This is a genomic window from Bacillus sp. FSL R5-0593 (genome assembly GCF_038603755.1).
Lineage (GTDB): Bacteria > Bacillota > Bacilli > Bacillales > Bacillaceae > Bacillus > Bacillus velezensis.
Window position 1 is genome coordinate 3,081,752 of the sequence record NZ_CP152011.1, and the last position, 24,979, is coordinate 3,106,730.

Sequence of the window (24,979 nt, forward strand, 5' to 3'; positions counted from 1 at the left end):
GCCGGGCGGCTCAGAAAAGATTAAGCTCCCAACTGAAGAAAGCCGTTAAGCAGGCCTGCTTAACGGCTTTCTCTCACATCATTCGATTCTGTGCGCTTATTTATGGGAGTTAGAATTGAAATGCTTCGCCGGCCTCGCGGCTGTCTTCAAGAACAAGAATCCCTTTTTCCGCCGGCGCATCCGGCAAAGCGAGTTCTTTCGCGGAGCAGATCATGCCGCTTGACGGAACGCCTCTTAATTCAGCGTCTTTAATCACAAGTCCGCTCGGCATCACCGCGCCGACTTTAGCGACGACGACTTTTTGCCCTTTGTCCACGTTCGGCGCGCCGCAAACGATTTGGAGGGTTTCCTCTCCCACATTCACTTGGCAGATATTCAGTTTATCCGCATTCGGATGTTTTTCTTTCGATTCAACGTGACCGACAACAAATTTCGGAGAAAGGTCAACCGTCAGCGTTTCTGAAACGCCGTTTCTGTTCAGTATTTCATTCACATCCTGAACGAATGTCTCAGACAAAGCGACGGGGCCGTTGTCCTCAATCTGTAGATAAGAAGACACATTAAAAATGTTAAAGCCCGTCGTTTCTTTTGTTTCTTTGTTAAAGATTCTGATGACATCGCCTTCTCTTTCATAGGCGATTTCTTCGCGTGCCGCATCTTTAAGAGAGATCAGAAGCGTATCTCCCACACCTTCTTTATTGTAAAAAGCGTTCATAAGAAAAATCCTTTCTAATCCTTTTTCGGCCGGCTTTTCGCCATGATAAACACAGGTTCCAGTCTGCCTTCATTATACAGAAATGAAAGGGCCGTAATCGGCACCGTGCCGCTTGCAAAGAAGCTCATGGACATTTGCCCTAAAATATCATAACCCGATTCATTTCGAATGTCAGCAAGTATTAATACATCCTGATGCGGGACGGAAATCGCCAATTCGCCTTCAGCGGCCTGCTTGTATTCATGAAGAATCGAATCATTGAGAATCCGGCTGGCGTCATAGCCGTCATTCGCCCTGAAAAAATAAAAATAATTGTCCGCAACCGTATCCTGTTTCACAACTGAAGGAAGAGAGCGGAGATTGAATGACGCCGTCTCCCTGATCCGTTCTTTTGTCCAGTTTTCTTTCTCGAGCATACGGCTGTCAATTAAGCGGTACGTCTTGCCGAGGTCAAGCGCGTAGTAGATTCTCGTTTCGGCCGTATGGTCATCATACACGAGGGGAATGCCGTCGCTCGTTTGATCGGGAAATGATGTGGAGCGGATGACCGGATAGATTCCGGCTTCCTTTCCGGACATCTCCTGTCCGCTGCCTTCCATCGCCTCCATTGCTTCTGACACATAGTAGACGATTTCGTCGATCGCTTCTTCTTTTTTCGTCTCCCACTTCGCAATGATCGGCGGGAGCTCCAATGTGATGCCTTTTTTGGTCGTTTGATCCTCCACACGGAGGGTGTCTTTTTCTCTGTCAAAAAAGAAGGATCGGTTCTCGTGCTGCAGGCGCTGTTTTAATAAATCCGCCAGCTTCCTTGACGTCATTTTCAAAGCCCGTGGCCTCCTTTATGCTTTAGCAAGGGAATCGGTTAAAAATTGCTCAATTTCTTCTTTTGTTTTACGGTCTTTGCTGACGAAGCGGTTCACTTCTTTTCCTCCGTTAAACACAACAAAGCTCGGAATGCCGTAAATTTCCCATTCCGCGCATGTATCAATAAATTGATCGCGGTCTACGTAGTAATAAGTGAATTCAGGAAAGTCCGCTTCCAGCTCAGGGAGAAACGGCTCCACAAAGCGGCAGTCCGGGCACCAATCCGCTGAAAACATAAATACCGCCCAATCGTCTTGTACCGCTTTTTGCAATTCTTCCGTGCTTTCAATCTTTTTCATTGTCATTCCTCCATCTGGATTATGAGTTTTTTATATGCTGATGTTTGTCCAATTGGATCATACCAGACTGTTTACAGCAAGACCAACTATATGCAATATCATTATCATATTTCATTTGCATTATCAAGCAAGTTTCGTTTACCATTTTGCTTGTAGCCGTACGAAAATCTGAATATGTACATAAGGAGGGGCAAAGGATGCAGTTTGTCGTGTATTTAGCGGGTGAAATCCACAGTAATTGGCGGGATGAGATTAAGCAAAAAGCAACGGCGCTGGACCTGCCGATTACGTTTGTCGGCCCGATGGAAAACCATGAACGCTCAGACAATATCGGAGAAGAGATTATGGGCGTGCAGCCCGATTCTGTTTTAAAAGACGCCAGAGCTTCTGATATCAACAATTTCCGTACAGAGGTGCTGATGGAAAAAGCCGATATTGTGATCGCCCTGTTTGGCGAGAAATATAAGCAGTGGAATACCGCGATGGATGCTTCTTATGCCATCGCAAAAGGAAAGCCGCTCATTCTCATCCGTCCGAAAGAACTTCATCATCCGCTGAAAGAGCTTTCCGGAAAAGCGAATATCACGGTCGAAACCGTCAATCAAGCGATGAAAGCACTCTCTTATTTATTTGAAACAGAATAAGCAGGCCGCCTTTATGCGGTCCTGCTTATTTTTTCACACATTTTCTCTGATCGTTTCGACCGTCTGTTTGTCACTCGCCATGACCAGCTTAATGAGCATTTCTTTCGCCGCGGCATAATCATCGACATGGATGATAGCGGCATTTGTATGAATGTATCTTGAACAAATGCCGATGACGGCAGACGGAACCCCGCTGTTTGATATGTGGACCCGTCCGGCATCCGTTCCCCCGCCTGAAGCGAAATATTGATAAGGGATATTGTGCGTTTCCGCCATATCAAGGACGAACTCTCTCATCCCGCGGTGCATGACCGTCGTTCTGTCGAGAATGCGGAGCAGCACCCCCTCGCCGAGACGGCCGAACAGCTCCTTATCGCCGCTCATATCATTTGCCGGGCTGGCATCAAGCGCGAAAAAGAGATCAGGCTGAATCATGTTGGCCGCTGTCTGCGCCCCTCTCAAGCCGACTTCCTCCTGAACGGTGGCCCCGGCGTACAGATTGTTCGGCAGGTCTTTTCCGTGCAGCTCTTTTAATAGTTCAATGCTTAACCCGCAGCCGTAGCGGTTATCCCACGCTTTGGACAATATTTTCTTCTCGTTGGCCATCGGGGTGAACGGGCAGACAGGCACGACCTGCTGTCCCGGTCTGATCCCCATTTTGACCGCGTCCTCTCTGTCATCGGCACCGATATCAATCATCATATTTTTGATCTCCATCGGCTTTGCGCGCTGGGCATCCGTTAAAATGTGGGGCGGGATGCTTGAGATGACGCCGATAATCGGTCCGTTATCCGTCTGCACCTCGACGCGCTGGGCAAGCAGCACCTGGCTCCACCAGCCGCCGAGCGTCTGAAATCTCAGCATGCCGTTATCCGTAATCTGCGTTACCATAAACCCGACTTCGTCCATATGGCCGGCTACCATAACGGTCGGCGCATCTTCAGCGCCGCGCCTTACTCCGAAAACACTTCCGAGTCTGTCCTGCACGATGTCATCCGCATATTTCGCAAGCTCCCGTTTCATAAAGGAGCGGACCTGATGTTCATTTCCCGGTGCGCCGGGAAGCTGCGTCAGCGTCCGGAAAAGCGTTTTCGTTTCCTCATTCATATTTTCCCCTCATTTCTATGTAATGCTTTTATTTTATTAGAAAAACAACCGTTTTCCAAGCGCTCAGATTGAATGGGCTGGAAAACCGCCGCTTTACTTAACACCGTCTGGCATCTTCTGTATAATAAAAATTACGACATAATTGGAGGTGCTTCATATTGAAATTACGTCATTTTCTCTTAGGTGCAGGAGTCGGATTATGCGCTGCCATCGCAGTGAAAAAGTATGCGATGAAACCTTATATCTCTTCAGAAAAAGCGCTCCGTATCGTGAAAGCGGCTTTTAAACAGCGCGGGCCGATAGACGGATCATGGATTTACACAGAGCCCGAGCCCTACCAGGTAAACGGAGAAACCATCCAGGTATACAAGACCGGCGTGACACGTTCGGCATTCGGCGAACTGGAGCAATATGAAGTTATGGTCAATGCAAAAACAGGCCAGATTGTCGATGTCATTGATTCTGTCGCCTCATAATTCGGACAAGCAAAAAATAAAGCCCAAAACCATCAGCGTTTTGGGCTTTATTCGGTTACATCGGCCGAATTCGTTTATATACTGGGTGCCACATCGCGTCCTGCACCGCTTGGATCAGATCCTCGGGTTCCGTTTCCGCTACACCGTCCTGAATCGCAGCTTTAGCTACAGCTACCGCCACAGTTGCCGATACCGTCCTAAGATCCTCCACTTTCGGAAGCATCGGCGCCCCCGGCTTGCCGACATCCACCATACCGGCGATGGCATTCGCGCAGGCAACGAACATATTGTCCGTAATGATCCTTGCTTTCGTCACAATCGTGCCGAGTCCGAGTCCCGGGAATACGAGCGCGTTGTTCGCCTGTCCGATATGGTAGGTAACGCCGTTATACGCAACAGGCGGAAACGGACTACCCGTAGTGACAAGCGCGCGGCCTTCCGTCCATTTAATCAAATCTTCAGGTTTTGCTTCTGATAATGTCGTTGGGTTTGACATCGGCAAAATAGCGGGCCGTTTGACATGCGAGGCCATTTCTTTGACGATTTCTTCCGTAAATGCGCCTGATACGGTGGATGTGCCGATCAGAATCGTCGGCTTGGCCTGACGCACCGTCTCCGCCAGATCAATTGATCCGCCTTCACCGCTGCGGCCGTACTCTTTCACTTCATCAGCAGGGCGCGCGTACGGAACCTGAAAATCACGCAAGTCCTTCATATCATCCGTTAACAATCCGTTTCTGTCGATACACCAAAAATGGCTGTAGGATTCTTCTTCGCTTAATCCGTCATGCACCATGGCTTCGCGCAGCTGCTCAGCAATTCCGATACCGGCCGTTCCCGCGCCGAAGACGACGACTTTATGCTCTTTTAAAGGCACTTTTGATGCTTTTGCACACGCTAAAACAGCTGCAAGCGATACCGCGCCCGTTCCTTGAATGTCATCGTTAAACGTACAGACTTTATCTTTATACCGTTTTAATATGCCGCGGGCGTTAGCCGTACCGAAATCCTCCCAATGAAGCAGCGCATTCGGGAATGTTTCCCGGGCAAGCGAGACATACTCATCAATAAAGCGGTCATATTTCTCGCCGCGCACTCTTGAATGCTGGTTTCCGACATACAGCGGGTCATTTAAGAGGCTTTCCTGATTTGTCCCCGCGTCCAATACGACCGCAAGCACTCGTGACGGATCAATTCCTGCCGCCGCCGTATACACCGCAAGTTTTCCGACAGAAATGGCGATGCCGCCGACGCCCCAGTCACCGATTCCCAGAATGCCCTCGGCATCTGTCGCAACGATTAAGTCAATGTTTTCATTTTTTCCGAACTGCTGAAATGCGGCGCGCATTCCTTCAGGGTCATCTATTGACAAATACAGACCGCGGGGTTTTCTGTACTCATGGCTGTAACGCTGGATCGCAGTGCCGACGGTCGGCGTATATACGATCGGCAGCATTTCGCCTAAATGATCATTTAACAGCCTGTAAAATAACGTTTCATTCCGGTCATGGAGAGCGGTCAAGTAGACATTTTTGCTCAGCTCATCAGGCTGCGAACTGAATTGTTCGTAGGCCCGCCTCGCCTGCTCTTCGATTGTCAATACTTTCGGCGGCAGAAACCCCTCGAGCCCGAGTTCCTTTCTTTCCTCCTGTGTAAAGGCCACCCCTTTATTTAAAAAAGGCGTAGAAAGCACTTCTAATCCGCGCAGTGTTGTTTTGATTTCTCCATCTTTCGTCACTTGAAATTGATTCACCTGTCTCTTCCTTTCAAAGCAATTTGTCTTAGGTTTGCTTTTATTCCCGAAATTCATACAGGCAAATCATCGATTCGCTTATTTTTTCTCCCGTTTGACAGATGCAGCCACTTCGCCGTCTTCTCCCCATTTTACCGCTCTGTAAATCGCGTCGTGATAGAAAATCAGCCAGGCGTCTTTTTCTGCCGCGAACGTCTGCCATTTCTGCTTTTCTGGAATAGAGGTCATCGGATAATCATCATAGGCCAGCACCCATAACGGATTTTTATGCGCATTCGTCGGCATCAGGTCGGCAAAATGCACAGCCGTCTCCCCTCCGTCTTCTAAGACGATGACGCTGTGGCCGTCGCTGTGGCCGCCGGTGTGGTGCATCGTAATGCCTTCTGTCAGCTGATACTCGTTTTCAAAGGTTTCGACCTGATCTTGCACCGCCTCCCAATTTTCTCTCCAATATGTATTTTTCGATCTGATATTAGGATTTCTCATTTCGCGCCACTCTGTTGCAGAAGTGATAATGCGGGCATTCGGGAAAACAGAGACAAGCTCCTCTCCGCTGTACTCCGTCAGGCCGCATGCATGGTCAAAATGAAGATGGGTCATCGCGGCAATATGAATGTCCTCACAGGAAAGCCCGAGGTCACGAAGAGATTGTTTCAGATTGGATTCCTGTGTTACGCCGTAATTCCTTTTTTGTTTATCAGAGAATTTCCCTCGGCCGATACCCGCGTCAACCAATATATTGAGGCCGTTTTTTCTGATCAGAATCGGGTCTGTTCTTAATTCAATCTGGTTTTTGTCATTTACGGGGTATTTTCTCGACCATAAAGGTTTCGGGACAACGCCGAACATCGCTCCGCCGTCCATATGTGTTACACCGCCGTCCAGCCATGTTAATGAAATATTCCCAATATTCAATGTCTCCATCTTGATCCCTCCTGATGTAATGGTAGCAAATGGCGGCATAAAAAAACAGACTCCCGCATCAGAGTCTGTCTTTTGTTCTCCATTCAACTTCGGCCCGATAAATCGGCTGGCCGAGCGCGGAGAATTTTTCTTCGTATTCTGTCATAATATTGCCCTTCGGATCGCTGTTGTGCAGATCAAGGCTGACTTCCGTCAGAAGCAGGCCGTATTCGGAAAAGCTTTTCAGAGAGTATTCGAATAAACCGCGGTTATCGGTTTTAAAATGAATCTCACCTGTTTCGCCCATCACTTCTTCGTATTTTTTCAAGAACGTTTTAAATGTTAAACGGCGCTTTTCGTGACGGTTTTTCGGCCACGGGTCAGAAAAGTTTAGATATACGCGCTTGATTTCTCCCCGTTCAAATACGTCATTCAGTGTTTCCGCGTCTATATTTAACAAACGGACATTGTGAGCCCCGCTGTCCTTAACTTTTTGGACGGCAGTGACGATGACGCTTTTAAACAGCTCAATCCCGATATAGTTGATATCCGGATTCTGCTTGGCCATTCCTGAAATGAACTGCCCTTTTCCCGTACCGACTTCAATGTGGATCGGGTTGTCATTGCCAAAGACCGTGTTCCACCGCCCTTTATACTGGGCCGGATCACTGATGGCGATGTCAGCGTTTTCTGCCAGAAAATCATTCGCCCAAGGTTTATGGCGCATTCTCATATGATTGACACCTCTATCTATAATTTCGAGTAACAACATACCATGAAACATAAAGAGCCGCAAGCGCCTTTTAAAGGCGCCGGCTGCATAAAAAAAGAGGCTCCCCGGTCCGGAACACTCATGTGATGCATAAAACCGCACCGCTTTGCACAATGTATGACACAGAAAGGATGTGTATATGAATCATGGGCTTAACAAGCGAACATCAGGTCCGGTTATTAAAGGACATATTGGCCGACCATCAATTGGATTGCTGCGGTACGGTTGCCGAGTATGAACAGCTGGAGCGCGTCATCAAATCACTGATGGCCAACACCGGGCTTGATTCAAATATAAAAAACGTGCTCGAGGATGTCTACCGCTACAGCCAGTCCGGCATCACGGCCGATTCCATCGACACGCATATTCAGGAGCACCAAAACCATTTGTCCCAATGGGTGGAGCAGATGGATTCGTACTCCTGACTACTTGACAATCCGCTTCATCAGGGCATGAAGCTCTTCCATGGCATCATGATACGCTTTGTCGTTTCCTTTTGATTTGTGCCAGGCGATGAAGGTGATGGTCTCCGATAACATGTACCATGCCATCCTCAGCCGAAGCCCTTCCGTGAGCTTCATGCCGTACATCCCAAGCCAGCTGTCCCACGCTGGCTCTTCGACGTAATGATACAATAAAGGGCCGAGATCCATGGCCGGATCAGCTATCATGGCGCCGTCCCAATCTATTAAATACAGCTGGTTGTCTTCAGACAGAAGCCAGTTATTATGATTCACATCACAATGGCAAACGACTTTTTCACCGAATTGCACCTGATCCACATGAGCTTCCAAATAAGCAAGGCCTTCCTGAATAAGCGGCGAAAATTGCCGCACGGCAAAGACGGCCTGCTTCAGCTGCGACAAAAGGGCGCCCGGATCAAGCGGTTCTTTTCCCAATCTTTTCAGCATGTCGAGCAAAGCTTTTGATGTGTGGATTTTGCGGAGCAGCTCAGCCACCGGGCGTCCGCTCATATCCTTTGCCTTCAGCTCCCTGCCCGCCATCCAATGCTGAGCCGTAATGACGTCTCCGTTTTCCATCCGTTTCGTCCAAACCAGCTTCGGAACAATGCCTTCGGCGGATAACACGGCTAAAAAGGGCGAGCTATTACGTTTTAAAAAAAGCTGTTGGCCGTTATGTTTCGCATAATATGCATCTCCTGTAGCTCCTCCGGCGGGGAAGATCTCCCAATCGCTACCTAGTAATTGTCCCAACCAGTTCATATCAATGTTCAACCCATCATTTCTTAAAATATTTTAGAATAGGCCTCCAACCTTTCTCTATTGGCGGAGCGGCCTGTCATAAACAATTTCATGAGAATAAAAAAGACAGCTATTGAGAGTCTCATATGCTAATCAATAGCCGTCCTATAAATTTTAGCGCTACAGCACAAACTTCGTCAAGCAAAACTAGCAAGAACACCTGTGAATTCTGAAGATTTATGCCGCGAACCGCTCTTTGCCGTGAAACATTTGACGGGTTTCATTTGTTTATTATGTTTTTATTTTCAACGGCGTACCGGCCGGCATAAGCCGAAACGGCGTCGTTCCGATCAGCTCGCCGTCAGCGTGAAACGGAATTTTCCCATCTGTTTCAAAAACGAATTCCTTCCCCTTTATCATCGTCACTCCGTCCATTTTGATATGCCGGCCGAAGCTCATCGCCCATAAAAAACGATACAGCGAGAAAAAGGACAGGTTTTCTGCAATGACAATATCAAAATGGTTTTGACGGGGATTTGCTGAAGGCGCCGCTTTCATGCCGCCTCCGTAATAAGGGTGATTAGCCGCAATGACAAACCAGACATTGCGGAATTCACGCTTCTGGCCGTCTGCCGTGCAAACAAATCTGAACGGCTGAAACCCCGAGGCCGTATGTAAATGCGCGAGCGGGTAAATCACAAAACCGAGACGCAAAAACCGAAGAACGCGCGATAACGGAAAATTCGCGGCTGCCTTCAAAACTGAGGCATCGAAGCCGACAGACAGGTGGTTAATAAAATAAAGTGATTGCGCTTTGTCATGAAAAAAGTTGATGTTTCCCGCAAAAAATTTCCGTGTGAGCGGGCGGTGCAGACTTTTGATTTCTTGGAGGAGCGCCGACTTCTTAATACCGAGCCCTTTGGAAAAGTCATTGTACGAACCGGCGGGCACAAAGGTCAGCTCAATCTGATCCGTTCCTTTCAGTCCGTTAATGACTTCATGCATCGTCCCGTCACCGCCGATGACGAACAGCCGCTTAAGCTTATGATCCTGCATCATTGAAATCTGCCTCGCCAGCACCTCCGCATGTCCGGGATGCCCGGTCAAAAAAGAGCGGTGGCTGACCCCGCGCCTGGTCAGCTCTTTTTGAACTGATTTCCAGACACGCCGGCCCCGCCCGCCTCCTGAGACCGGATTAATAATAAAAAACCATTGACTCATCGTTTGTTTTCACCTGCTTCATAGATGAAGAGACAGCCGGCAAACGTCCGCTTTAATCAAGCCATTCCTGTCTCCGGCTTGAATCGCTCAAGCCGTAAGACAAAAGAGCCTTCGCCGCCTTCAGCTGGTGGTTCTTGATCGGCGCCGTATTTTTCTGCTGCTTTTCCAGCCACCCTGCGGCAGTCCGTTTATCAGCTATTTCCAGCCCGTACGGCGGCTCCGGGTAATCAATATAAGACGTTCTGCTGAGTAAAAGCTTCCGCACGGGAATGTCGGCCTGCTTTTCTTTTACGATTTGCGAAACGACCGAGCCCGTCCGCTGCAGGCTGAGAGCCGGATTCAATACTTGGCGCGTGCTGCCGGAGCCTCTTTCTTCCCAAAAACGGTGTTTTGATCCGATATATACGCTGTCCTCTTCCGCTTCCATAAAAGCAGCGCAGAAAATCTCCAGCGGCGAGATGATGATCATGCTCAGTTCGACGGACGCCTGCTGAATTTGCAGAACCGGATGATACATCACAAAATAGGAATCGGGCAGCTTTTGAGCCAGCATTTTTAACATCCTGTCCCCTTTGACCGCCTGCGAAAGCTCAGACTTTTGAGAAAGCGTGGAGCTCGCCCATTTTAATTGAAAGTCATACAGCTGATCTTTGAAAAAAGGCGCGAGCTCAGACTTTTGAGACGGAAGATTCCCGAACAGCGCCTCTTCTCCCTCCGGCTCATCAAACCATTGGTGCCTCTTTTCATTTATATCGGCCGTATTTTCTTCTTTTCTCTTTTTTAAGGAAAATTTTTTCCTGCCCGGCGCTTGATCGGTTTCCCCGCCTGCAGCCGTTTCCGTTTCTTTTTCTTCCGTCATCCGGTCAAACGCTTCAAGAAGCGCCTCCCAGCGTTCTTTCTTCAGCCGGATAAACTGGTTCATATAATGATATGGATCAAGTTCATATCTGGATATGCAGTCGTGAATTTTGATGATCTGTGCCATGTGATTTCTCCACTCCGAATATTTGTTTATGTCAATTGAAACTGTGCGATTTCTTCGTATTTAGGCGACCGGTCAAGATGGGTCTGAAACAGGGAAAACCGGCTGACGGCACTTTGCACCCTGCCGCTTTCAAACGGCACATCGTCAGGAAACGGCCGGTCTCCCGCCCACTTCCGCGCCATCGTCATATGAGGGTGATAAGGCCGTTTTTCCACTTGAAAACCGGCTTTCAAAACAGCCTGTTTTGTTTTTTCCCGCAAATCAAAGAGCAGTTCATTCCGTTCGGGCTCAAGGTGAAGCACTCTCGGCTGTCTGCGGTCGCCGAAAATATCCAGATGCTGAAACTGTACGGTAAACGGCTGCGCTGCCGACGCAGCATCTGCGAGCAGAGACGATAATTTCGCAAGCCGTTCTTCATCCGCGGCTCCGAGAAAAATGAGTGTAATATGATAGTCATGCGGGTGCACCCATTTTTTAAATGTTAACACCGGCTCCTTTTTGGCTGCTTCCCAAATCGGTTCAGCAATGTCAGCCGGAATCGGAATGCCGATAAAATAATGCGGCAATGAAGCTTTCATACGAGGATCTCCCCCTCTTTGGTTATAGTGTTATTATAAAACGGATAAGCGGAGAGGAGAACCCTGTCCGCTCATTATGATAGGATATTATGTACCGAACGTTTTATACAGAAAGGAATGAGCCGGCCTTGAAAATCGTAAACAGCACGGCGGAGCTGATCGGCGGCACACCGATCGTAAAGCTCAATCGTCTTCAGCCAGAACATGCAGCACAGGTCTATTTAAAATTAGAATCGTTTAACCCGAGCGGCAGTGTCAAAGACAGAGCGGCTTACAATATGATCATTGAGGCGGAAAACAGCGGGCATTTAAAACCCGGCTCTGTCATCATCGAACCGACAAGCGGCAACACAGGCATCGGCCTGGCGATGAACGCGGCGGCGCGCGGCTACAAGGCAATCCTCGTCATGCCTGACACGATGACGAAAGAACGCATCAACCTCCTGAAAGCGTACGGCGCGGAGGTTGTGTTAACACCGGGGGCGGAAAGAATGCCCGGCAGCATCAAAAAAGCGAAAGAACTCGCCGAACAGATTCCGGGAAGTTTTATCCCGATGCAATTCGATAACGGCGCAAATCCAGATGCCCACCGAAAAACAACCGCCATTGAAATCTATCAGGCCGTTCAGCAGCTCAACAGACCGCTCGGTGCTTTTGTGGCAACGGCGGGAACGGGCGGGACCATTACCGGAACCGGAGAAACGCTGAAGGAGCTTTTCCCGGATATGATTGTTCATGTCGCCGAGCCCGCGGGATCTCCCGTCCTGTCTGGCGGAAAACCCGGCGCTCATAAGCTTGTCGGGACAAGCCCCGGATTTATTCCCGGCATACTGAATCAGGACATTTACGATGAAATCATGAAAATATCTGATGAAGATGCGTATACGACAACACGTCGTCTGGCCCGGGAAGAAGGTATACTCGTCGGCCCGTCTTCAGGCGCCGCCTGCTTCGCCGCCATTGAAACCGCAAAACGCCTCCCTTCCGAACAGATCGTCATCTGTATGACGGCCGATACGGGAGAACGTTATTTATCAACGGATTTATGGTCATTTGAATGATAAAAAGGGATGCCGCTTTCGGCGTCCCTTTTTATTATCACTTGGCAAGCTCATAAATGGCTTCGGCATATAAAGCCGTTGACCTGAGAAGGTCATCGATTTCGATGTACTCATCTTTTTGATGCGCGCTGTCAGGCCGGCCGGGGAACAGCGGCCCGAACGCGACGCCCGCCGAAAGGGATCTCGCATATGTTCCTCCGCCGATTGAAATCAGATCCGCTTTCTTTCCCGTCTGTCCTTCGTAAACCTTTTGAAGCGTCTTTACGAGCGGATGATCGGCAGAAACGTGGTGCGGTTTGCTGTCTTTAAATTCTTCAAGCCGGAATTCTTCAGCAGACGTAAAAGCATCACGGATGACTTTGCTGTCTGAAGTGACGGGATAACGGATGTTGATGCCGAGTTCTCCTTCCTCACCCTTTCTGTATGTAAAGGTGCCGACATTCAATGTAAGCTCTCCGCTGATGTCATCCCTGCAATCAATTTTCAGTTTTTTGCCTCGTGTATCATTTAAAAAATAGTCACTGACGGTTTTGACAAAGTGCTTTCCGGCTTCATCCAGCTCTGTTCCGTTAAGGCATTCAGCAAGCTTTAAGCCGGCATTGACACCATTATCCGGTTCCATCGCGTGGCATGATTTTCCGTATACCCGAAGCGTCAGTTTTCCATTTTCCGAAACTGCTTCACCCTGTGTTTTTGACTGCTCAAGCCATTTGCTGAAATATGCGTGCACGGCATCAAGACCGTCCCCTTCAATAACCGCTTCAGCCGCATCCGGCACCATGTTCAAGCGCAGTCCTGAACGGAATGACAGAAGCCCATTTTTTGCGTCTTTGTCAGAAGCGCTTTTTACAATGCGCAGTGATGCATCTATAATTCCTTTTTCCGCGTTAATGATCGGAAAATCCGCGTCAGGAGCAAAGCCGATGTCAGGCATTTTTTCGTGTTTGAAGTAGTGATCCACGCATCTCCAATCACTTTCTTCATCCGTTCCGATGATGATTCTCACGCGTTTGGATAAAGGGAGCTGCATGTCTTTGACGATTTTCAGCGCATAAAACGCCGCCATTGTCGGCCCTTTATCATCTATGGCGCCTCTGGCATATATCCGGCCGTCCCTGATATCGGCTGAAAACGGATCGCTCGTCCAGCCGTCTCCGGGCGGAACGACATCGACGTGGCACAAAACGCCGACGATTTCGTCACCCGTTCCCCATTCAATATGGCCCGCATAGCCATCAAGATTCTTTACGGTGAAGCCTTCTTTTTCACCGAATTCCAGCAGTGACGTCAGGCTGGCATTGACGCCTTCTCCAAACGGCCGGCCGGGACCGGCTGTTGATTCGTCCATTACGCTGTTGATCTGCAAAAACTTCTGCGTGTCACGGATCAGATCTTCTTTGTTTCTGATGACTTCAACTTCCCAGTTCATCACAAATCCCCTTTCTTGATAAAGACTTGCAAAATGTCGATAAAACGAATAATATAGATGATGTTTTGAAAAAATGTTCGTCATTGGAGGTACTTATGTTTCATCTCGACAAGCATCAAACGACAATAAAAAGAGAAATTACCGCGGGATTGACCACCTTTTTCACAATGGTGTATATCATTGTCGTCAATCCGGTGATCCTTTCCAATGCGGGAATTCCGTTTGACCAGGTGTTCACCGCGACGATTATCGCTTCCATTGTCGGAACTTTATGGATGGCTCTCGCTGCGAATTTTCCGATCGCCATTGCCCCCGGCATGGGCTTAAACGCGTATCTCGCCTTTCACGTTGTCGGCACAGGCAGCGGCATTACGTATCAGACGGCTTTCAGCGCCGTTTTTATTGCGGGAGTCATCTTTATTATTTTATCGTTAACGCCTTTAAGAAAACAACTTATAGAAGCGATTCCGGACAATTTAAAATACGGAATTACGACCGGCATCGGCTTATTTATCGCTTTTATCGGCTTACGCCAATCCGGAATCATCACGGCTGATAAATCTAATCTGGTCGCACTCGGCGATCTTCATTCGCCCGCCGTCATTTTAACGCTTATCGGACTTATCATCAGTATTGTACTGATGGTGCTGAATGTTAACGGGGCTCTGTTCATCGGAATGGCGCTGACCGCTATCATTGCCTTTTTGACCGGACAGATCCATTTCGCGAAAGGATTCATGTCCTTCCCGCGCCTGCCGGAGGGGCTTTTGATCACAAATCCGTTCGGAGCCCTCGGGGATGTCGTGCATCACGGTCTGTACGCCGTTGTGTTTTCTTTTCTTCTCGTTACGATTTTTGACACGACCGGCACCATGATCGGTGTCGCCGAACAAGCGGGACTGATCAAAAACAATCAGCTGCCGAATGCCAGAAGAGCGCTTTTGGCTGATTCGACCGCTACGACGGTGGGAAGCATCTTCGGCACCAGCCCGACGACCGCGTTCGTTGAATCTTCAGCAGGTGTGGCGGCCGGCGGAAGAACGGGTCTGACGGCGCTGACGATTGCGGTTATGTTTGCCGTTTCCATGTTTTTCAGCCCGCTTGTCAGCGTCTTATCGGAAGTGTCAGCGATTACGTCACCGGCTCTGATTATTGTCGGCAGCCTGATGATGGGTGCTGTGTCGAATATCCGCTGGAATGAGCTTGATGAAGCGTTCCCGGCCTTTCTCGTCATTTTGGCGATGCCTTTAACGTCCAGTATTTCAACCGGAATCGCACTCGGCTTCATTTCATATCCGCTTGTTAAAGCAGCTAAGAAAAAATGGCGCGAAATCCATCCTTTAGTCATCATCTTCGCCGTGCTGTTTTTTATTCAGCTTTTTATTTTGAACGGACATTAAGAAAAATCCCTTTCCTTTTTCGGAAAGGGATTTTCACATATAAAGAACGGAAAGAATCGCGGCAATGAGACACCAGGCGGAACAGATGACTTGGATGACGGTTAATGCGCTGTTTCGCGCCCTGAAATAGTCATCACTGTCTCTCTTGATACCGCTTAAAACCGGTTTATCCGTGATCCGGTCAAATAAAAGTGACGCGGCATAGCGGCTGACGATCGCAAACAAAATGAGGACTGCCGGCTTCACTAAGAGCGGAAGAACGAGAATAAGAGCCGTAAAAGCCGCGGTTAAAAGGTAAAGCTGCCGGAGATACCCGCCGTTTCGGATCAGCACTTTAAAGAACAATTCTTTCCACGCCGTATACGCCGACCGTTTTGTAAAGATGTGCTTTGAGCCGGGATATAAAAACGGCTTGCTCCGCCCTTTATGTTTACCATTCGGGAGCTGCACATCATGGCTGAGCATCAAAACAGAGGCCGCGAATGAAAGCTTGCGCCTGTTCTCCTCAAGCACTTCTTCCTCAAAGGCTGATAATGTCTCCGTCTCTTTCCAAGTCAAAAGAGCGGAACAGATGAACAATATACATCCCGCCGGCCAAAGCCAATACCATTCGGCGGCAAAGACGATCATAAAAAACGCACCCGCCATCAGAACCATCACTTTCAGCCAGCCTGCCGCCTGATTCCCGAATGTCCGCCTGCTGTTTTTTCTGTGCCGGTGCACCGCTAATATTGCGGTATGGAAGCCGAACAGACAGCAAAACATACCTGAATATGCCGGTAAGGTGCAGTCACCGTATTGGCGCCATAAGGGAAATAACAATACGGCAAGCGCACCCCATTTGATAAGGGAAAGGAACATCGAATACAAAAGCGCGTACCGTTTCAGCTTTTGCATCAGATGTTTTGCATGCACCAAAAATACGTGATCCGCTTCCAGCAAAAAGGTATGAATAAAACCCGTGCACAACAGCAGGGCACTGAATACATACAGCCAGCCCCATCCTAATACTCCTGCCGCTCCATTAAGAAGCCCCCTGCCGTTCAGCCATTCAGCATATTGATAAACGGCAAATGCGGCAGCGGGAAGAACGATATACAGCGCGACCGTCCAATCAATGACCGTCTGAAACACCTTCCATTGATACCGCCAATAATGAAACAGCCTTTGAAAAAACAAAGCCCGCCCGGTCATCGCTGACTGCTCCGAACCGCTGAATAAAAGCAATCCAGCAGTGAACGGCTCCCCGTTTTTTCCTGAAGCTCCTCTAACGTGCCTTGAAGAAGCAGAGCGCCCTGATCCAGCAAATAAAACCGGTCGCAGATTTTTTCCGCCGTATCCAGAACATGAGTGCACATCAAAATCCCCGCGCCCCTTTCTTTCTCAGCAATCAGCATGTCGGTAAACAGCTTCGTTGAGATCGGATCAAGTCCGATAAAAGGCTCATCAATGATGTAAATATCCGGCTTCGCCAAAAATGCCTGTATGAGCATCAATTTTTGCTGCATCCCTTTTGAAAAACCGGAAGGCAAATCATGTTTTACAGACGTCAGCGAAAACTCTTCAAGCAGCCGCCCTGCCCGCTCACGGCACTCTTCCCCTTCCATGCCCCGCAATGACCCGGTCAGCTCGAGATGCTCCCAAAGCGTCAGTTCATCATAAAAACTCGGACGCTCCGGTATGTAAGCATAAGATGAATCATTCCACTCAATACCGCCTTCTATATCCCGGGACAGCCCGAGAACCGCCTTTATCACTGTGCTTTTCCCCGCGCCGTTCGCTCCGATTAAACCGGCAATTTCACCCGCATTGACTGACAGAGATACATCAGAAATCACCTTCGGCCTGTCAGCATAACCGGCGCAGACAATGTTTGCATTCAATAATTCTCCCAAACTTCTCACTCCCCCGTTTTCATACGGACATGTATAAAAAAAGTTTCAGTTTCCATAATATTAAAAGCGGACCGGGCATAGTAATGCACCAAGGCGGCACCCATTTGGAAAAAATTATCTGCGCTTATTCCTAGATTCATGTTGTCCATATCGTGTATAATGGAGGCAGTTAAAAGAGAAAAAACAGAATGTCATCCTTTGTTGCTTATTCGTACGAAGTTTTAGAGTCGAAAGTTGTGGTATATCAAGTCCATCCGATCTTATGATAGGGAGTGGTTTTTTGAAACCTTCAACAAATCGTATGCTGACTCGGATTAAATCAGTTTACATGTTCATCCAGGAAAAAGGCCTTGTGACAACACAGGAACTGGTTGATGAATTCGGCATTACACCTAGAACCATTCAGCGAGACTTAAATGTGTTAGCATACAATGATCTTGTTCATAGTCCTAGCCGAGGCAAGTGGGAGACAACACGAAAAAAAGTGAAAATTACATCTTAAGCGAACAATTACATAAGGCCCTTTTCGGCCTGACATGCTGCAAGGCAAAGCAGCGTCTTTGCCTTGTTTTTTGTTCCTCTATATAAAAAGCCCAAAACAAATCTGTTTTGGGCTTTTCTGATATCGATTACACTTCAGCGCCTCTCAGCGTTTCGAGCTCTTCTTCAGTCAGCTCGCGGAATTCTCCCGGTTTAAGATCCGGGTCAAGAGAAACAGCCCCCATCGAAAGCCGCTTCAAATAAGCCACTTCATTTCCGACAGCCTTTGCCATCAGCTTCACCTGATGATATTTGCCTTCTGTAATGGTCAAATGAATCACCGTTTCATCTGGGCTTTCTGTAATGATTTCAACGGCTGCCGGCTTCGTTTTATAGCCTCCTTCAATGACGACGCCTCTTTCCAGATGAACGATGTCTTCCGGTGACAGAGGTGAAGTTAACCGGACCTCATATGTTTTAGGCACATGCTTTTTCGGAGAAAGCAGGCGATGAGCGAGCTGCCCGTCATTGGTCAGAAGCAAAAAGCCTTCCGTATCCTTATCAAGACGTCCCGCCGGAAACGGTTCAAATCGCTGTTCTTCAGGCGTCAGCAGATCAACCACCGTTTGCTGGCGGCTGTCTTCGGTAGCGGACAGGACTCCTTGCGGCTTATTCATCATGACATAAATAAATTCACGATAGTCTGCCGGCTCTCCGTATACCGTGATGTCCTGTTTTTCCGGATCGACATGGGTTTTCACATCTTTCGCCGGCTCTCCGTCAATCATGACAGCCCCGGCCTTGACGATTTTTTTCACATCTTTTCTTGAGCCGAATCCGCTGTTGGCAAGCAGTTTATCAAGTCTCATCCTGATCCTCTCCTTTAAAAAGAAAAGCCCGCGATAAGCGGACTATTCATTATTTCTCAATGGGCGGAATGCCTGCCTCTCCTCAAAACACGGGGCAGACGGTTTCCAAACATTTTCTGTAAAAATCCGATTCGGTACGCGGCAAACATGTACACCGCACCGCCGACAGCGGCGCAGACAAAGACGACAATCGCCGCATGCACCTGGCCGCTTTGGTATGTTACAAAGAAACTGAGCAGCCATTGAGTCAGCTTGACCGCGACTCCCATCACGACGGACAGGACTGCGATTAAAATGACCCGTTTTATAAGTACCGTATACGAATAGCCCGCATGGCGCTTAATCATAATAAAACCGTACAGAAGAGAAGCGATATAACCGAGCGCCGTTGCCAAGATGGCTCCGTCTCCCTGAAACAGCTTGATCAGCGGCACGTTCAGCACCACTTTTATAATAACGCCGATGAAAAGGCTCACGACAGCAAATTTCTGCTTATTAATCCCTTGCAGGATCGCGGCGTTTACGGTAAACAGAGAAAACAGAATCGCGACAGGCGCGTACCAGAACAATATATCCTGTCCGATATCCGGGCGAAGACTTTCAGAGCCGTAGAAGAACGTATAGGCCGGACCCGATAACACGGACATCCCGACAACTGCGGGAATAACCAAAAACAGAATGATTTGCATCGTCTGGTTAATCTGCTGGTTCAAAAGCTTATAATTCCTGCTCGTAAACGATTCAGTAATCGTCGGAATCAGCGTCAGACCGAAAGCGGTCGCCAGAGAAACCGGGATCATGACAAGCTTCGGCACATAAAGAGTGACAATCGCAAGCATGTCCTGGCTGATATCCTTATGGCCTGCCGCAATCATCGCTTTATTAAACGTATTCGTATCGATATAAGAATACAAAGGAATCGCCAGTCCGACAAATACGTAAGGAGCGGCATAACTGAAAAGCTCAATGAACATTTTTTTATAACTTAAGTTCGCAGACGGGACGAGATTCGGCTTCATCGCCAGAAGATCGCCCTTCCGCTTATTCCAGTAAATATAAAGGACGACAAGCCCTCCGAATGATCCGATCAGCGCCGCGAAAGTCGCGTATCCGACTGCGATGACAAGGCCGCCGTTGATCACTCTTAAAATCAAATACGTGGCGCCCAATAAAAAGATGATCCGGGCAAGCTGCTCCACAACCTGTGAAACGGCTGTCGGCCCCATCATCTGATGACCTTGGAAAAAACCGCGCACAAGACTCATAATCGGCACGACCAAAAGTGCCAGACTCACCATCCGGATGACATAAACGACGTGGTCAATCGTAAGTCCGTTGTTACTCGTGCCGCCGAGAGATGTTTCCGCAAAAAACGGCGCCGAAATATAAAGAATTGAAAAAGCGATCATCCCGGTTACGAGCATAACCGACATTCCCGCTCTCAGCATCCGCCTGCTTGTCTCATAGTCTCCCTTGGAATTATATTTCGAGACAAATTTTGAAACCGCGGCGGGAAATCCCATCGTGGCAATGTTTAAAAACAGTGTATATTGATTATATCCGTATTGAAACAAAGCTCCGCCCGTCGCTCCGACCATCGCTCCGAACGGGATCAGATAAATCATCCCTAAAATCCGCGATATATAGGTGCCGAGCGTCAGCACGAACGTGCCCCTTAACAATTTGCTTGACATGTTTCCTCATCACCATTTTCTACGAAGATTCAACTTTTCTATTTTAACACAACTGGGCAATTAGACGGTAATAATTACAGCGGGAAACTTTTTGGGAAAACTCTTTAAAAAACAAAATACGTTTAAGGATTCCCTTTCTTTCGCTATAATAGCAGAAAGCGGACATTTCCGCCTATTATACGTGAAAAAGAAAGTTGTTGATGAAAGATGAAACATTATGACGTGATTGTGATCGGCGGCGGCCCGTCCGGTTTAATGGCTGCGATTGCGGCAGGCGAAGAAGGCGCGGACGTATTATTAATCGATAAAGGAAACAAGCTGGGACGGAAGCTGGCGATTTCCGGCGGCGGGCGCTGCAACGTGACCAACCGCCTCCCCGTTGAAGAAATCATCAAACACATCCCCGGCAACGGCCGCTTTTTATACAGCGCGTTTTCCGAATTTAATAATGAAGATATCATCGCCTTTTTTGAAAAACTCGGCATTCAGCTGAAAGAAGAAGACCACGGGCGCATGTTCCCGGTGACGGACAAAGCACAAAGCGTTGTCGATGCGCTTTTGAACCGATTAAAACAACTGAATGTCACCATCCGTACAAATGAAAAAATCAAAGAAGTGCGGTACGAGAACGGCAGGACAGCAGGCATTACGACAAACAATGACGAACACATTAACGCAGACGCCGTCATTATCGCGGTCGGCGGAAAATCAGTCCCGCATACCGGCAGCACCGGAGACGGCTATGCATGGGCGGAAGCGGCCGGTCATACCGTGACCGAACTCTTTCCGACGGAAGTGCCGGTTACGTCGTCAGAACCGTTTATTAAACAAAAAACACTTCAGGGGCTGTCTCTTAGAAACGCGGCCGTCAGCGTTCTGAATAAAAAAGGCAAACCAATCGTCACACACGTGATGGACATGCTGTTTACCCATTTCGGCTTGTCAGGCCCCGCCATTCTCCGCTGCAGCCAGTTTGTCGTCAAAGAACTGAAAAAGCAGCCAGAGGTCAAACTCCGCATCGATCTGTTTCCAGGCATCAACGAGGAAGAGTTATTTCAAAAGATGCACAAGGAACTGAAAGACGCACCGAAAAAAGCGCTCAAAAATGCGCTGAAGCCGTGGATGCAGGAACGGTACCTGCTTTTTCTTCTGGAACGGAACGGTCTTGATCCGCAGACAAGCTTTACGGAATTGCCGAAGGATCAATTCAGGGCTTTTGTCAAAGACTGCAAACAATTTACGGTTGCCGCTGACGGAACGCTTTCTTTGGACAAAGCGTTTGTCACAGGCGGAGGTGTTTCCGTAAAAGAAATTGAGCCGAAACAGATGGCGTCAAAAAAAATGGAAGGCTTATATTTTTGCGGAGAAATACTCGATATTCACGGCTATACCGGGGGCTACAATATCACTTCAGCCTTTGTTACGGGGCGTCTCGCCGGTTTGAATGCAGGACGTTTCTCACGCTCGCTCTAAATGGTTTAAAGCGCACTTACCTGAGCGTCCCCGTTGATAATTGACCAAAAACATGATAGAGTTTTCTGCGTTTTGTTTCACCTGATTGAGGGAATAGGAAGAAAGGATTGATCTGCAATCGTACGACCATACTAAAACAAAATGGCGTATTGAAAAAAATAGTCAGAGGGTGAGAACGTTTGAAGAAGAACATCTCCAGTGTTTTTTGGATTGTGATTGTCATCACAGCCGCTGCGGTTTTATGGGGGGCCATTTCTCCTGACAGCCTGCAGCAAGTCACTGATACGGCACAAAAATTTATTACGGATTCTTTCGGCTGGTATTATCTGCTGGTCGTTTCTATATTTGTCGGTTTCTGTCTCTTTCTCATTGTAAGTCCGATCGGCACAATAAAACTCGGAAAACCCGGGGAAAAACCGGAATTCGGCTTATTATCATGGTTTGCCATGCTTTTCAGCGCAGGCATGGGAATCGGTTTGGTATTTTACGGGGCTGCGGAACCGATCAGCCATTACGCCATCAGCTCTCCCTCAGGTGAAACAGAAACGCCCCAAGCATTTCGTGATGCGCTCCGGTACACATTTTTCCACTGGGGGCTGCACGCTTGGGCCATCTATGCGGTTGTCGCTTTATGTATCGCATATTTTCAATTCAGAAAAGACGCGCCCGGTTTGATCAGCAGCACACTGACACCGCTTTTGGGCGATAAAGTAAACGGGCCGATCGGCAAAGCGATTGACTGTATCGCCGTGTTTGCGACCGTTGTCGGTGTGGCGACAAGCTTAGGGCTCGGAGCGACTCAGATCAACGGCGGTCTGCATTATTTATTCGGCATTCCGAAAACATTTTCCGTTCAGCTGATCCTGATCGCTGTCGTGACCGTGTTATTTTTGATTTCTGCGTGGAGCGGAATCGGCAAAGGGATTAAATACTTAAGCAATACCAACATGGCGCTCGCGGCTATTTTAATGATCTTTATGCTCATTGCAGGCCCGACGGTGCTGATTATGAACTCATTTACCGATTCTATCGGCCAATACATCCAAAATATCGTGCAGATGAGCTTTCGCTTGTCTCCGAATGATCCCCAAAAACGCGAATGGATTAACAGCTGGACCATTTTCTATTGGGCCTGGTGGATATCCTGGTCGCCGTTTGTCGGCATTTTTATCGCCCGTGTATCAAGGGGCCGGACAATCCGGGAATTTTTAATCGGGGTATTGGTGACACCTTGTATATTGGCTTTCTTATGGTTTGCGATCTTCGGTGTATCCGCGATGGATCTTCAGCAGAAAGGCGTATTCAATGTCGCGGGAATGTCAACGGATACGATGCTGTTCGGCGCACTCAGCCACTATCCGCTGACAATGGTGACATCCGTATTAACGCTTGTTCTGATCGCTGTATTCTTTATCACATCAGCGGATTCAGCGACATTTGTGCTTGGAATGCAAACGTCTTACGGCTCTTTAGACCCGTCAAACCGGGTGAAAATCATCTGGGGCATCATCCAGTCCGCCGTGGCAGCGGTTTTGTTATATTCCGGCGGTCTGGCCGCACTGCAAAACACGGCCATTCTCGCCGCGGTTCCGTTTTCAGTCGTGATCCTTCTGATGATCGTGTCTCTGTACAAGTCATTAGCGAGCGAGAGAAAAGGAATCAAACAAGCGGAGAAATACCAAAAACCAAGAAGTCCCCGCGTCAAAAAAGCATAATGAACAACGAAGCCCGGCATTTCGTCCGGGCTTCTTTATTTTCGGTATAAAATGAGAGCGGAAAAACAATAAAGCTGCTCACCTTCAGGATCACAGGCCGCCGCTACCGTATATTTAATATCAACGAGCTGTTCATCAGAAATCCCCTTTAAAAATGTATTGACTTCAGTCTGCAGATCCTTTTCATGCTCCTCATCAAAAACAGCTATCTTCAGCACATCACCCTCTCCTTTCTCTATCAATTTATTCCGGTTCAATTGAAATATGATAGAGAAAAACAGATTTTCTTTTTTACTGATTTTTACTAAAAGTAACCGAAAATAGTTGTTGAAAACGCTTACTATCGTATGATAATATCATTTTAACAATAACCAGTTCATTTCTGTTTAGTAAATATTTAGTAAAAAGGAGATGCGAAATGGTCCGTCTCAAAGATATTGCCTTACAGGCATCTGTATCCAGCGCGACAGTATCGAGAATTTTGAATAAGGATGACTCTTTGGCTGTGACTGATGAAACAAGAGAAAAAGTTCTGAGGATCGCCGATGAGCTGGGCTATCAGCCGTCGGCAAAAAGACGGAAGAACCGCAGCCGCAGCGATTCAGCGCCCCTGATCGGCGTTGTCAGCTGCCTGTCACCGGAAGAAGAACGGCAGGATCCTTATTTTTCGGCGATCCGAAAAGGCATTGAGGAAGAATGCTTTCGGCAAAAAATTTTTATCACATCTTCTATCCATCTCGGTTCTTTTCAAGAGCATATGTTTCACGAACTGGACGGCGTCATCGTCATCGGCAGCCTGCAAGACGAGGCGCTTACGAATATCAGCGCCGCTTTCAGGCACGCGGTATTTGTTAACGGCACCCCCGATCCCGCCCGCTACGATTCCGTCAGCGTGGATTTTTATGCCGCAGCGCAAAAGGCGATAGAACATCTTCTGTCGCTCGGTTACCAACGGCTCGGTTATATCGGCGGCCGGGAGCGGGAGCATACCGTCATAGACGGTGTAAACAGCAATAAAACGATTGAGGATAAGCGTCTGACCGCTTTCTTACAAATGGCCGGCGCCGAGCCGGAGCATGTACTGATCGGCGAATACAGCATGCACGAAGGGTTCCGGCTGATGAATGAAGCCATCAAAGGCGGAAGTCTCCCCGATGCCTTTTTTATCGCAAGTGATTCGATGGCTGTCGGCGCTTTAAAAGCCTTGCAGGAAGCCGGCCTTCAAGTCCCGCGCGATACGGCGGTTGTCAGCTTCAACGGAATTGATGAGGCAGAATACGCCAGCACGCCGTTATCAACGGTAAAAGTATACACGGAAGAGATGGGCCGGACGGGTGTCAAATTGCTTCTCGACCGTTTAAACGGCAGAACCGTCCCGCTGGCCGTGACGCTCCCCACTTCATTGATTGTCAGACAAAGCTGCGGCTCACAAGAAAGGAGGTGA

The 24,979-nt window shown here is 48.3% G+C and carries 26 protein-coding genes; 9 read left to right on the forward strand and 17 right to left on the reverse strand.

The genetic code is table 11. The features are described from left to right. Positions 1–109 precede the first annotated feature (109 nt). Genes ytpR through NYE36_RS15205 form a run of 3 tightly spaced genes read right to left on the reverse strand, consistent with a single transcriptional unit; the run spans position 110 to position 1,878 of the window. Positions 110–715 (reverse strand): YtpR family tRNA-binding protein, encoded by a 606-nt coding sequence (ytpR, locus tag NYE36_RS15195; RefSeq protein ID WP_022552814.1) that lies wholly within the window; start codon positions 713–715, stop codon positions 110–112. A gap of 14 nt (positions 716–729) precedes the next feature. Then, positions 730–1,539 carry a DUF1444 domain-containing protein gene (locus NYE36_RS15200; protein ID WP_012118213.1) on the reverse strand — a complete coding sequence of 270 codons (810 nt, stop codon included), beginning with the start codon at positions 1,537–1,539 and terminating at the stop codon, positions 730–732. Between the two features lie 15 nt (positions 1,540–1,554). Then, a complete protein-coding gene (locus tag NYE36_RS15205) occupies positions 1,555–1,878 on the reverse strand; it encodes a thioredoxin family protein (protein ID WP_003152373.1) in 324 nt (107 codons plus the stop codon). A gap of 197 nt (positions 1,879–2,075) precedes the next feature. Here NYE36_RS15205 and NYE36_RS15210 point away from each other — a divergent pair, with 197 nt between their 5' ends. Further along, positions 2,076–2,522, forward strand: coding sequence for a YtoQ family protein (locus NYE36_RS15210; protein ID WP_265451112.1), 447 nt, complete (start codon positions 2,076–2,078; stop codon positions 2,520–2,522). A gap of 33 nt (positions 2,523–2,555) precedes the next feature. Here NYE36_RS15210 and NYE36_RS15215 read toward each other — a convergent pair whose 3' ends face one another. Further along, positions 2,556–3,629 (reverse strand): M42 family metallopeptidase, encoded by a 1,074-nt coding sequence (locus tag NYE36_RS15215; protein WP_003152370.1) that lies wholly within the window; start codon positions 3,627–3,629, stop codon positions 2,556–2,558. Between the two features lie 158 nt (positions 3,630–3,787). Here NYE36_RS15215 and NYE36_RS15220 point away from each other — a divergent pair, with 158 nt between their 5' ends. Then, a complete protein-coding gene (locus NYE36_RS15220; RefSeq protein WP_003152366.1) occupies positions 3,788–4,105 on the forward strand; it encodes a PepSY domain-containing protein in 318 nt (105 codons plus the stop codon). A gap of 55 nt (positions 4,106–4,160) precedes the next feature. Here NYE36_RS15220 and NYE36_RS15225 read toward each other — a convergent pair whose 3' ends face one another. The 3 genes from NYE36_RS15225 to trmB all read right to left on the reverse strand — a co-directional run bounded on the left by NYE36_RS15225 (position 4,161) and on the right by trmB (position 7,494). Beyond that, the gene (locus NYE36_RS15225; RefSeq protein ID WP_031379297.1) at positions 4,161–5,858 is read right to left on the reverse strand and encodes an NAD-dependent malic enzyme; all 1,698 of its coding nucleotides are present in this window, start codon (positions 5,856–5,858) and stop codon (positions 4,161–4,163) included. 78 nt (positions 5,859–5,936) lie between these two features. Next, positions 5,937–6,782, reverse strand: a complete 846-nt coding sequence (locus NYE36_RS15230; protein WP_033574222.1) for an MBL fold metallo-hydrolase — start codon at positions 6,780–6,782, stop codon at positions 5,937–5,939. 58 nt (positions 6,783–6,840) lie between these two features. Next, positions 6,841–7,494, reverse strand: a complete 654-nt coding sequence (gene trmB / locus NYE36_RS15235; RefSeq protein WP_003152359.1) for a tRNA (guanosine(46)-N7)-methyltransferase TrmB — start codon at positions 7,492–7,494, stop codon at positions 6,841–6,843. Between the two features lie 185 nt (positions 7,495–7,679). On the opposite strand from trmB, the gene NYE36_RS15240 reads away from it, so the two are divergent. Beyond that, positions 7,680–7,958: a YtzH-like family protein gene (locus NYE36_RS15240; protein ID WP_003152357.1), complete on the forward strand. Its 279-nt coding sequence runs from the start codon at positions 7,680–7,682 to the stop codon at positions 7,956–7,958. On the opposite strand, the gene NYE36_RS15245 is transcribed toward NYE36_RS15240, so the two are convergent. The 4 genes from NYE36_RS15245 to thpR form a co-directional block, all read right to left on the reverse strand. After that, complete coding sequence (locus tag NYE36_RS15245) at positions 7,959–8,756, reverse strand: phosphotransferase family protein (protein WP_003152355.1); 798 nt, start codon at positions 8,754–8,756, stop codon at positions 7,959–7,961. A 270-nt stretch (positions 8,757–9,026) separates the two neighbouring features. Then, a complete protein-coding gene (locus NYE36_RS15250; protein WP_094032175.1) occupies positions 9,027–9,956 on the reverse strand; it encodes a YegS/Rv2252/BmrU family lipid kinase in 930 nt (309 codons plus the stop codon). Positions 9,957–10,008: 52 nt separating this feature from the next. Then, positions 10,009–10,941, reverse strand: coding sequence for a hypothetical protein (locus NYE36_RS15255; RefSeq protein WP_265451111.1), 933 nt, complete (start codon positions 10,939–10,941; stop codon positions 10,009–10,011). Positions 10,942–10,967: 26 nt separating this feature from the next. Continuing rightward, positions 10,968–11,519, reverse strand: a complete 552-nt coding sequence (gene thpR / locus NYE36_RS15260; protein WP_020956227.1) for an RNA 2',3'-cyclic phosphodiesterase — start codon at positions 11,517–11,519, stop codon at positions 10,968–10,970. 89 nt (positions 11,520–11,608) lie between these two features. Here thpR and cysK point away from each other — a divergent pair, with 89 nt between their 5' ends. Next, positions 11,609–12,580, forward strand: a complete 972-nt coding sequence (gene cysK, locus NYE36_RS15265; RefSeq protein ID WP_094032173.1) for a cysteine synthase A — start codon at positions 11,609–11,611, stop codon at positions 12,578–12,580. A gap of 37 nt (positions 12,581–12,617) precedes the next feature. Here cysK and pepV read toward each other — a convergent pair whose 3' ends face one another. Continuing rightward, positions 12,618–14,009 (reverse strand): dipeptidase PepV, encoded by a 1,392-nt coding sequence (gene pepV, locus NYE36_RS15270; protein ID WP_039063470.1) that lies wholly within the window; start codon positions 14,007–14,009, stop codon positions 12,618–12,620. 95 nt (positions 14,010–14,104) lie between these two features. On the opposite strand from pepV, the gene NYE36_RS15275 reads away from it, so the two are divergent. After that, a complete protein-coding gene (locus tag NYE36_RS15275) occupies positions 14,105–15,409 on the forward strand; it encodes an NCS2 family permease (RefSeq protein ID WP_043021703.1) in 1,305 nt (434 codons plus the stop codon). A gap of 33 nt (positions 15,410–15,442) precedes the next feature. On the opposite strand, the gene NYE36_RS15280 is transcribed toward NYE36_RS15275, so the two are convergent. Beyond that, on the reverse strand, positions 15,443–16,603 hold the full coding sequence (locus NYE36_RS15280) for an ABC transporter permease (RefSeq protein ID WP_265451109.1): 1,161 nt from the start codon (positions 16,601–16,603) through the stop codon (positions 15,443–15,445). Next, positions 16,600–17,304 carry an ABC transporter ATP-binding protein gene (locus NYE36_RS15285; RefSeq protein ID WP_007408794.1) on the reverse strand — a complete coding sequence of 235 codons (705 nt, stop codon included), beginning with the start codon at positions 17,302–17,304 and terminating at the stop codon, positions 16,600–16,602. Before NYE36_RS15285 ends, NYE36_RS15280 begins: the two co-directional genes overlap by 4 nt. A 280-nt stretch (positions 17,305–17,584) precedes the next feature. Between NYE36_RS15285 and NYE36_RS15290 the strand changes: the two genes are divergently transcribed. Further along, positions 17,585–17,806 (forward strand): DeoR family transcriptional regulator, encoded by a 222-nt coding sequence (locus tag NYE36_RS15290; RefSeq protein ID WP_003152337.1) that lies wholly within the window; start codon positions 17,585–17,587, stop codon positions 17,804–17,806. 127 nt (positions 17,807–17,933) lie between these two features. On the opposite strand, the gene NYE36_RS15295 is transcribed toward NYE36_RS15290, so the two are convergent. Beyond that, positions 17,934–18,653: a pseudouridine synthase gene (locus NYE36_RS15295; protein WP_007408795.1), complete on the reverse strand. Its 720-nt coding sequence runs from the start codon at positions 18,651–18,653 to the stop codon at positions 17,934–17,936. Positions 18,654–18,709: 56 nt separating this feature from the next. Next, positions 18,710–20,347, reverse strand: coding sequence for a polysaccharide biosynthesis protein (locus NYE36_RS15300; RefSeq protein ID WP_003152313.1), 1,638 nt, complete (start codon positions 20,345–20,347; stop codon positions 18,710–18,712). Between the two features lie 207 nt (positions 20,348–20,554). Here NYE36_RS15300 and NYE36_RS15305 point away from each other — a divergent pair, with 207 nt between their 5' ends. Then, positions 20,555–21,820, forward strand: a complete 1,266-nt coding sequence (locus NYE36_RS15305; RefSeq protein WP_007408798.1) for an NAD(P)/FAD-dependent oxidoreductase — start codon at positions 20,555–20,557, stop codon at positions 21,818–21,820. Positions 21,821–21,999: 179 nt separating this feature from the next. Further along, entirely contained in the window at positions 22,000–23,535 is a 1,536-nt protein-coding gene (locus tag NYE36_RS15310) for a BCCT family transporter (protein ID WP_033574229.1), read from the forward strand. A gap of 35 nt (positions 23,536–23,570) precedes the next feature. On the opposite strand, the gene NYE36_RS15315 is transcribed toward NYE36_RS15310, so the two are convergent. Continuing rightward, on the reverse strand, positions 23,571–23,753 hold the full coding sequence (locus NYE36_RS15315) for a sporulation protein Cse60 (protein ID WP_003152309.1): 183 nt from the start codon (positions 23,751–23,753) through the stop codon (positions 23,571–23,573). A 200-nt stretch (positions 23,754–23,953) separates the two neighbouring features. Between NYE36_RS15315 and NYE36_RS15320 the strand changes: the two genes are divergently transcribed. Continuing rightward, a complete protein-coding gene (locus NYE36_RS15320) occupies positions 23,954–24,979 on the forward strand; it encodes a LacI family DNA-binding transcriptional regulator (protein WP_007408800.1) in 1,026 nt (341 codons plus the stop codon).

Bases quoted from the DNA above. Each gene is read 5' to 3' on its own strand.
- NYE36_RS15240 (WP_003152357.1), top strand. From the start codon at position 7,680: ATGGGCTTAACAAGCGAACATCAGGTCCGGTTATTAAAGGACATATTG.
- NYE36_RS15245 (WP_003152355.1), bottom strand. From the start codon at position 8,756: ATGAACTGGTTGGGACAATTACTAGGTAGCGATTGGGAGATCTTCCCC.
- thpR (WP_020956227.1), bottom strand. From the start codon at position 11,519: ATGAAAGCTTCATTGCCGCATTATTTTATCGGCATTCCGATTCCGGCT.
- cysK (WP_094032173.1), top strand. From the start codon at position 11,609: ATGTACCGAACGTTTTATACAGAAAGGAATGAGCCGGCCTTGAAAATC.
- ytpR (WP_022552814.1), bottom strand. From the start codon at position 715: ATGAACGCTTTTTACAATAAAGAAGGTGTGGGAGATACGCTTCTGATC.
- NYE36_RS15255 (WP_265451111.1), bottom strand. From the start codon at position 10,941: ATGGCACAGATCATCAAAATTCACGACTGCATATCCAGATATGAACTT.
- NYE36_RS15250 (WP_094032175.1), bottom strand. From the start codon at position 9,956: ATGAGTCAATGGTTTTTTATTATTAATCCGGTCTCAGGAGGCGGGCGG.
- NYE36_RS15215 (WP_003152370.1), bottom strand. From the start codon at position 3,629: ATGAATGAGGAAACGAAAACGCTTTTCCGGACGCTGACGCAGCTTCCC.
- NYE36_RS15320 (WP_007408800.1), top strand. From the start codon at position 23,954: ATGGTCCGTCTCAAAGATATTGCCTTACAGGCATCTGTATCCAGCGCG.
- NYE36_RS15305 (WP_007408798.1), top strand. From the start codon at position 20,555: ATGAAACATTATGACGTGATTGTGATCGGCGGCGGCCCGTCCGGTTTA.
- NYE36_RS15275 (WP_043021703.1), top strand. From the start codon at position 14,105: ATGTTTCATCTCGACAAGCATCAAACGACAATAAAAAGAGAAATTACC.
- NYE36_RS15205 (WP_003152373.1), bottom strand. From the start codon at position 1,878: ATGAAAAAGATTGAAAGCACGGAAGAATTGCAAAAAGCGGTACAAGAC.
- NYE36_RS15280 (WP_265451109.1), bottom strand. From the start codon at position 16,603: ATGACCGGGCGGGCTTTGTTTTTTCAAAGGCTGTTTCATTATTGGCGG.
- trmB (WP_003152359.1), bottom strand. From the start codon at position 7,494: ATGAGAATGCGCCATAAACCTTGGGCGAATGATTTTCTGGCAGAAAAC.
- NYE36_RS15300 (WP_003152313.1), bottom strand. From the start codon at position 20,347: ATGTCAAGCAAATTGTTAAGGGGCACGTTCGTGCTGACGCTCGGCACC.
- pepV (WP_039063470.1), bottom strand. From the start codon at position 14,009: ATGAACTGGGAAGTTGAAGTCATCAGAAACAAAGAAGATCTGATCCGT.
- NYE36_RS15295 (WP_007408795.1), bottom strand. From the start codon at position 18,653: ATGAGACTTGATAAACTGCTTGCCAACAGCGGATTCGGCTCAAGAAAA.
- NYE36_RS15210 (WP_265451112.1), top strand. From the start codon at position 2,076: ATGCAGTTTGTCGTGTATTTAGCGGGTGAAATCCACAGTAATTGGCGG.
- NYE36_RS15230 (WP_033574222.1), bottom strand. From the start codon at position 6,782: ATGGAGACATTGAATATTGGGAATATTTCATTAACATGGCTGGACGGC.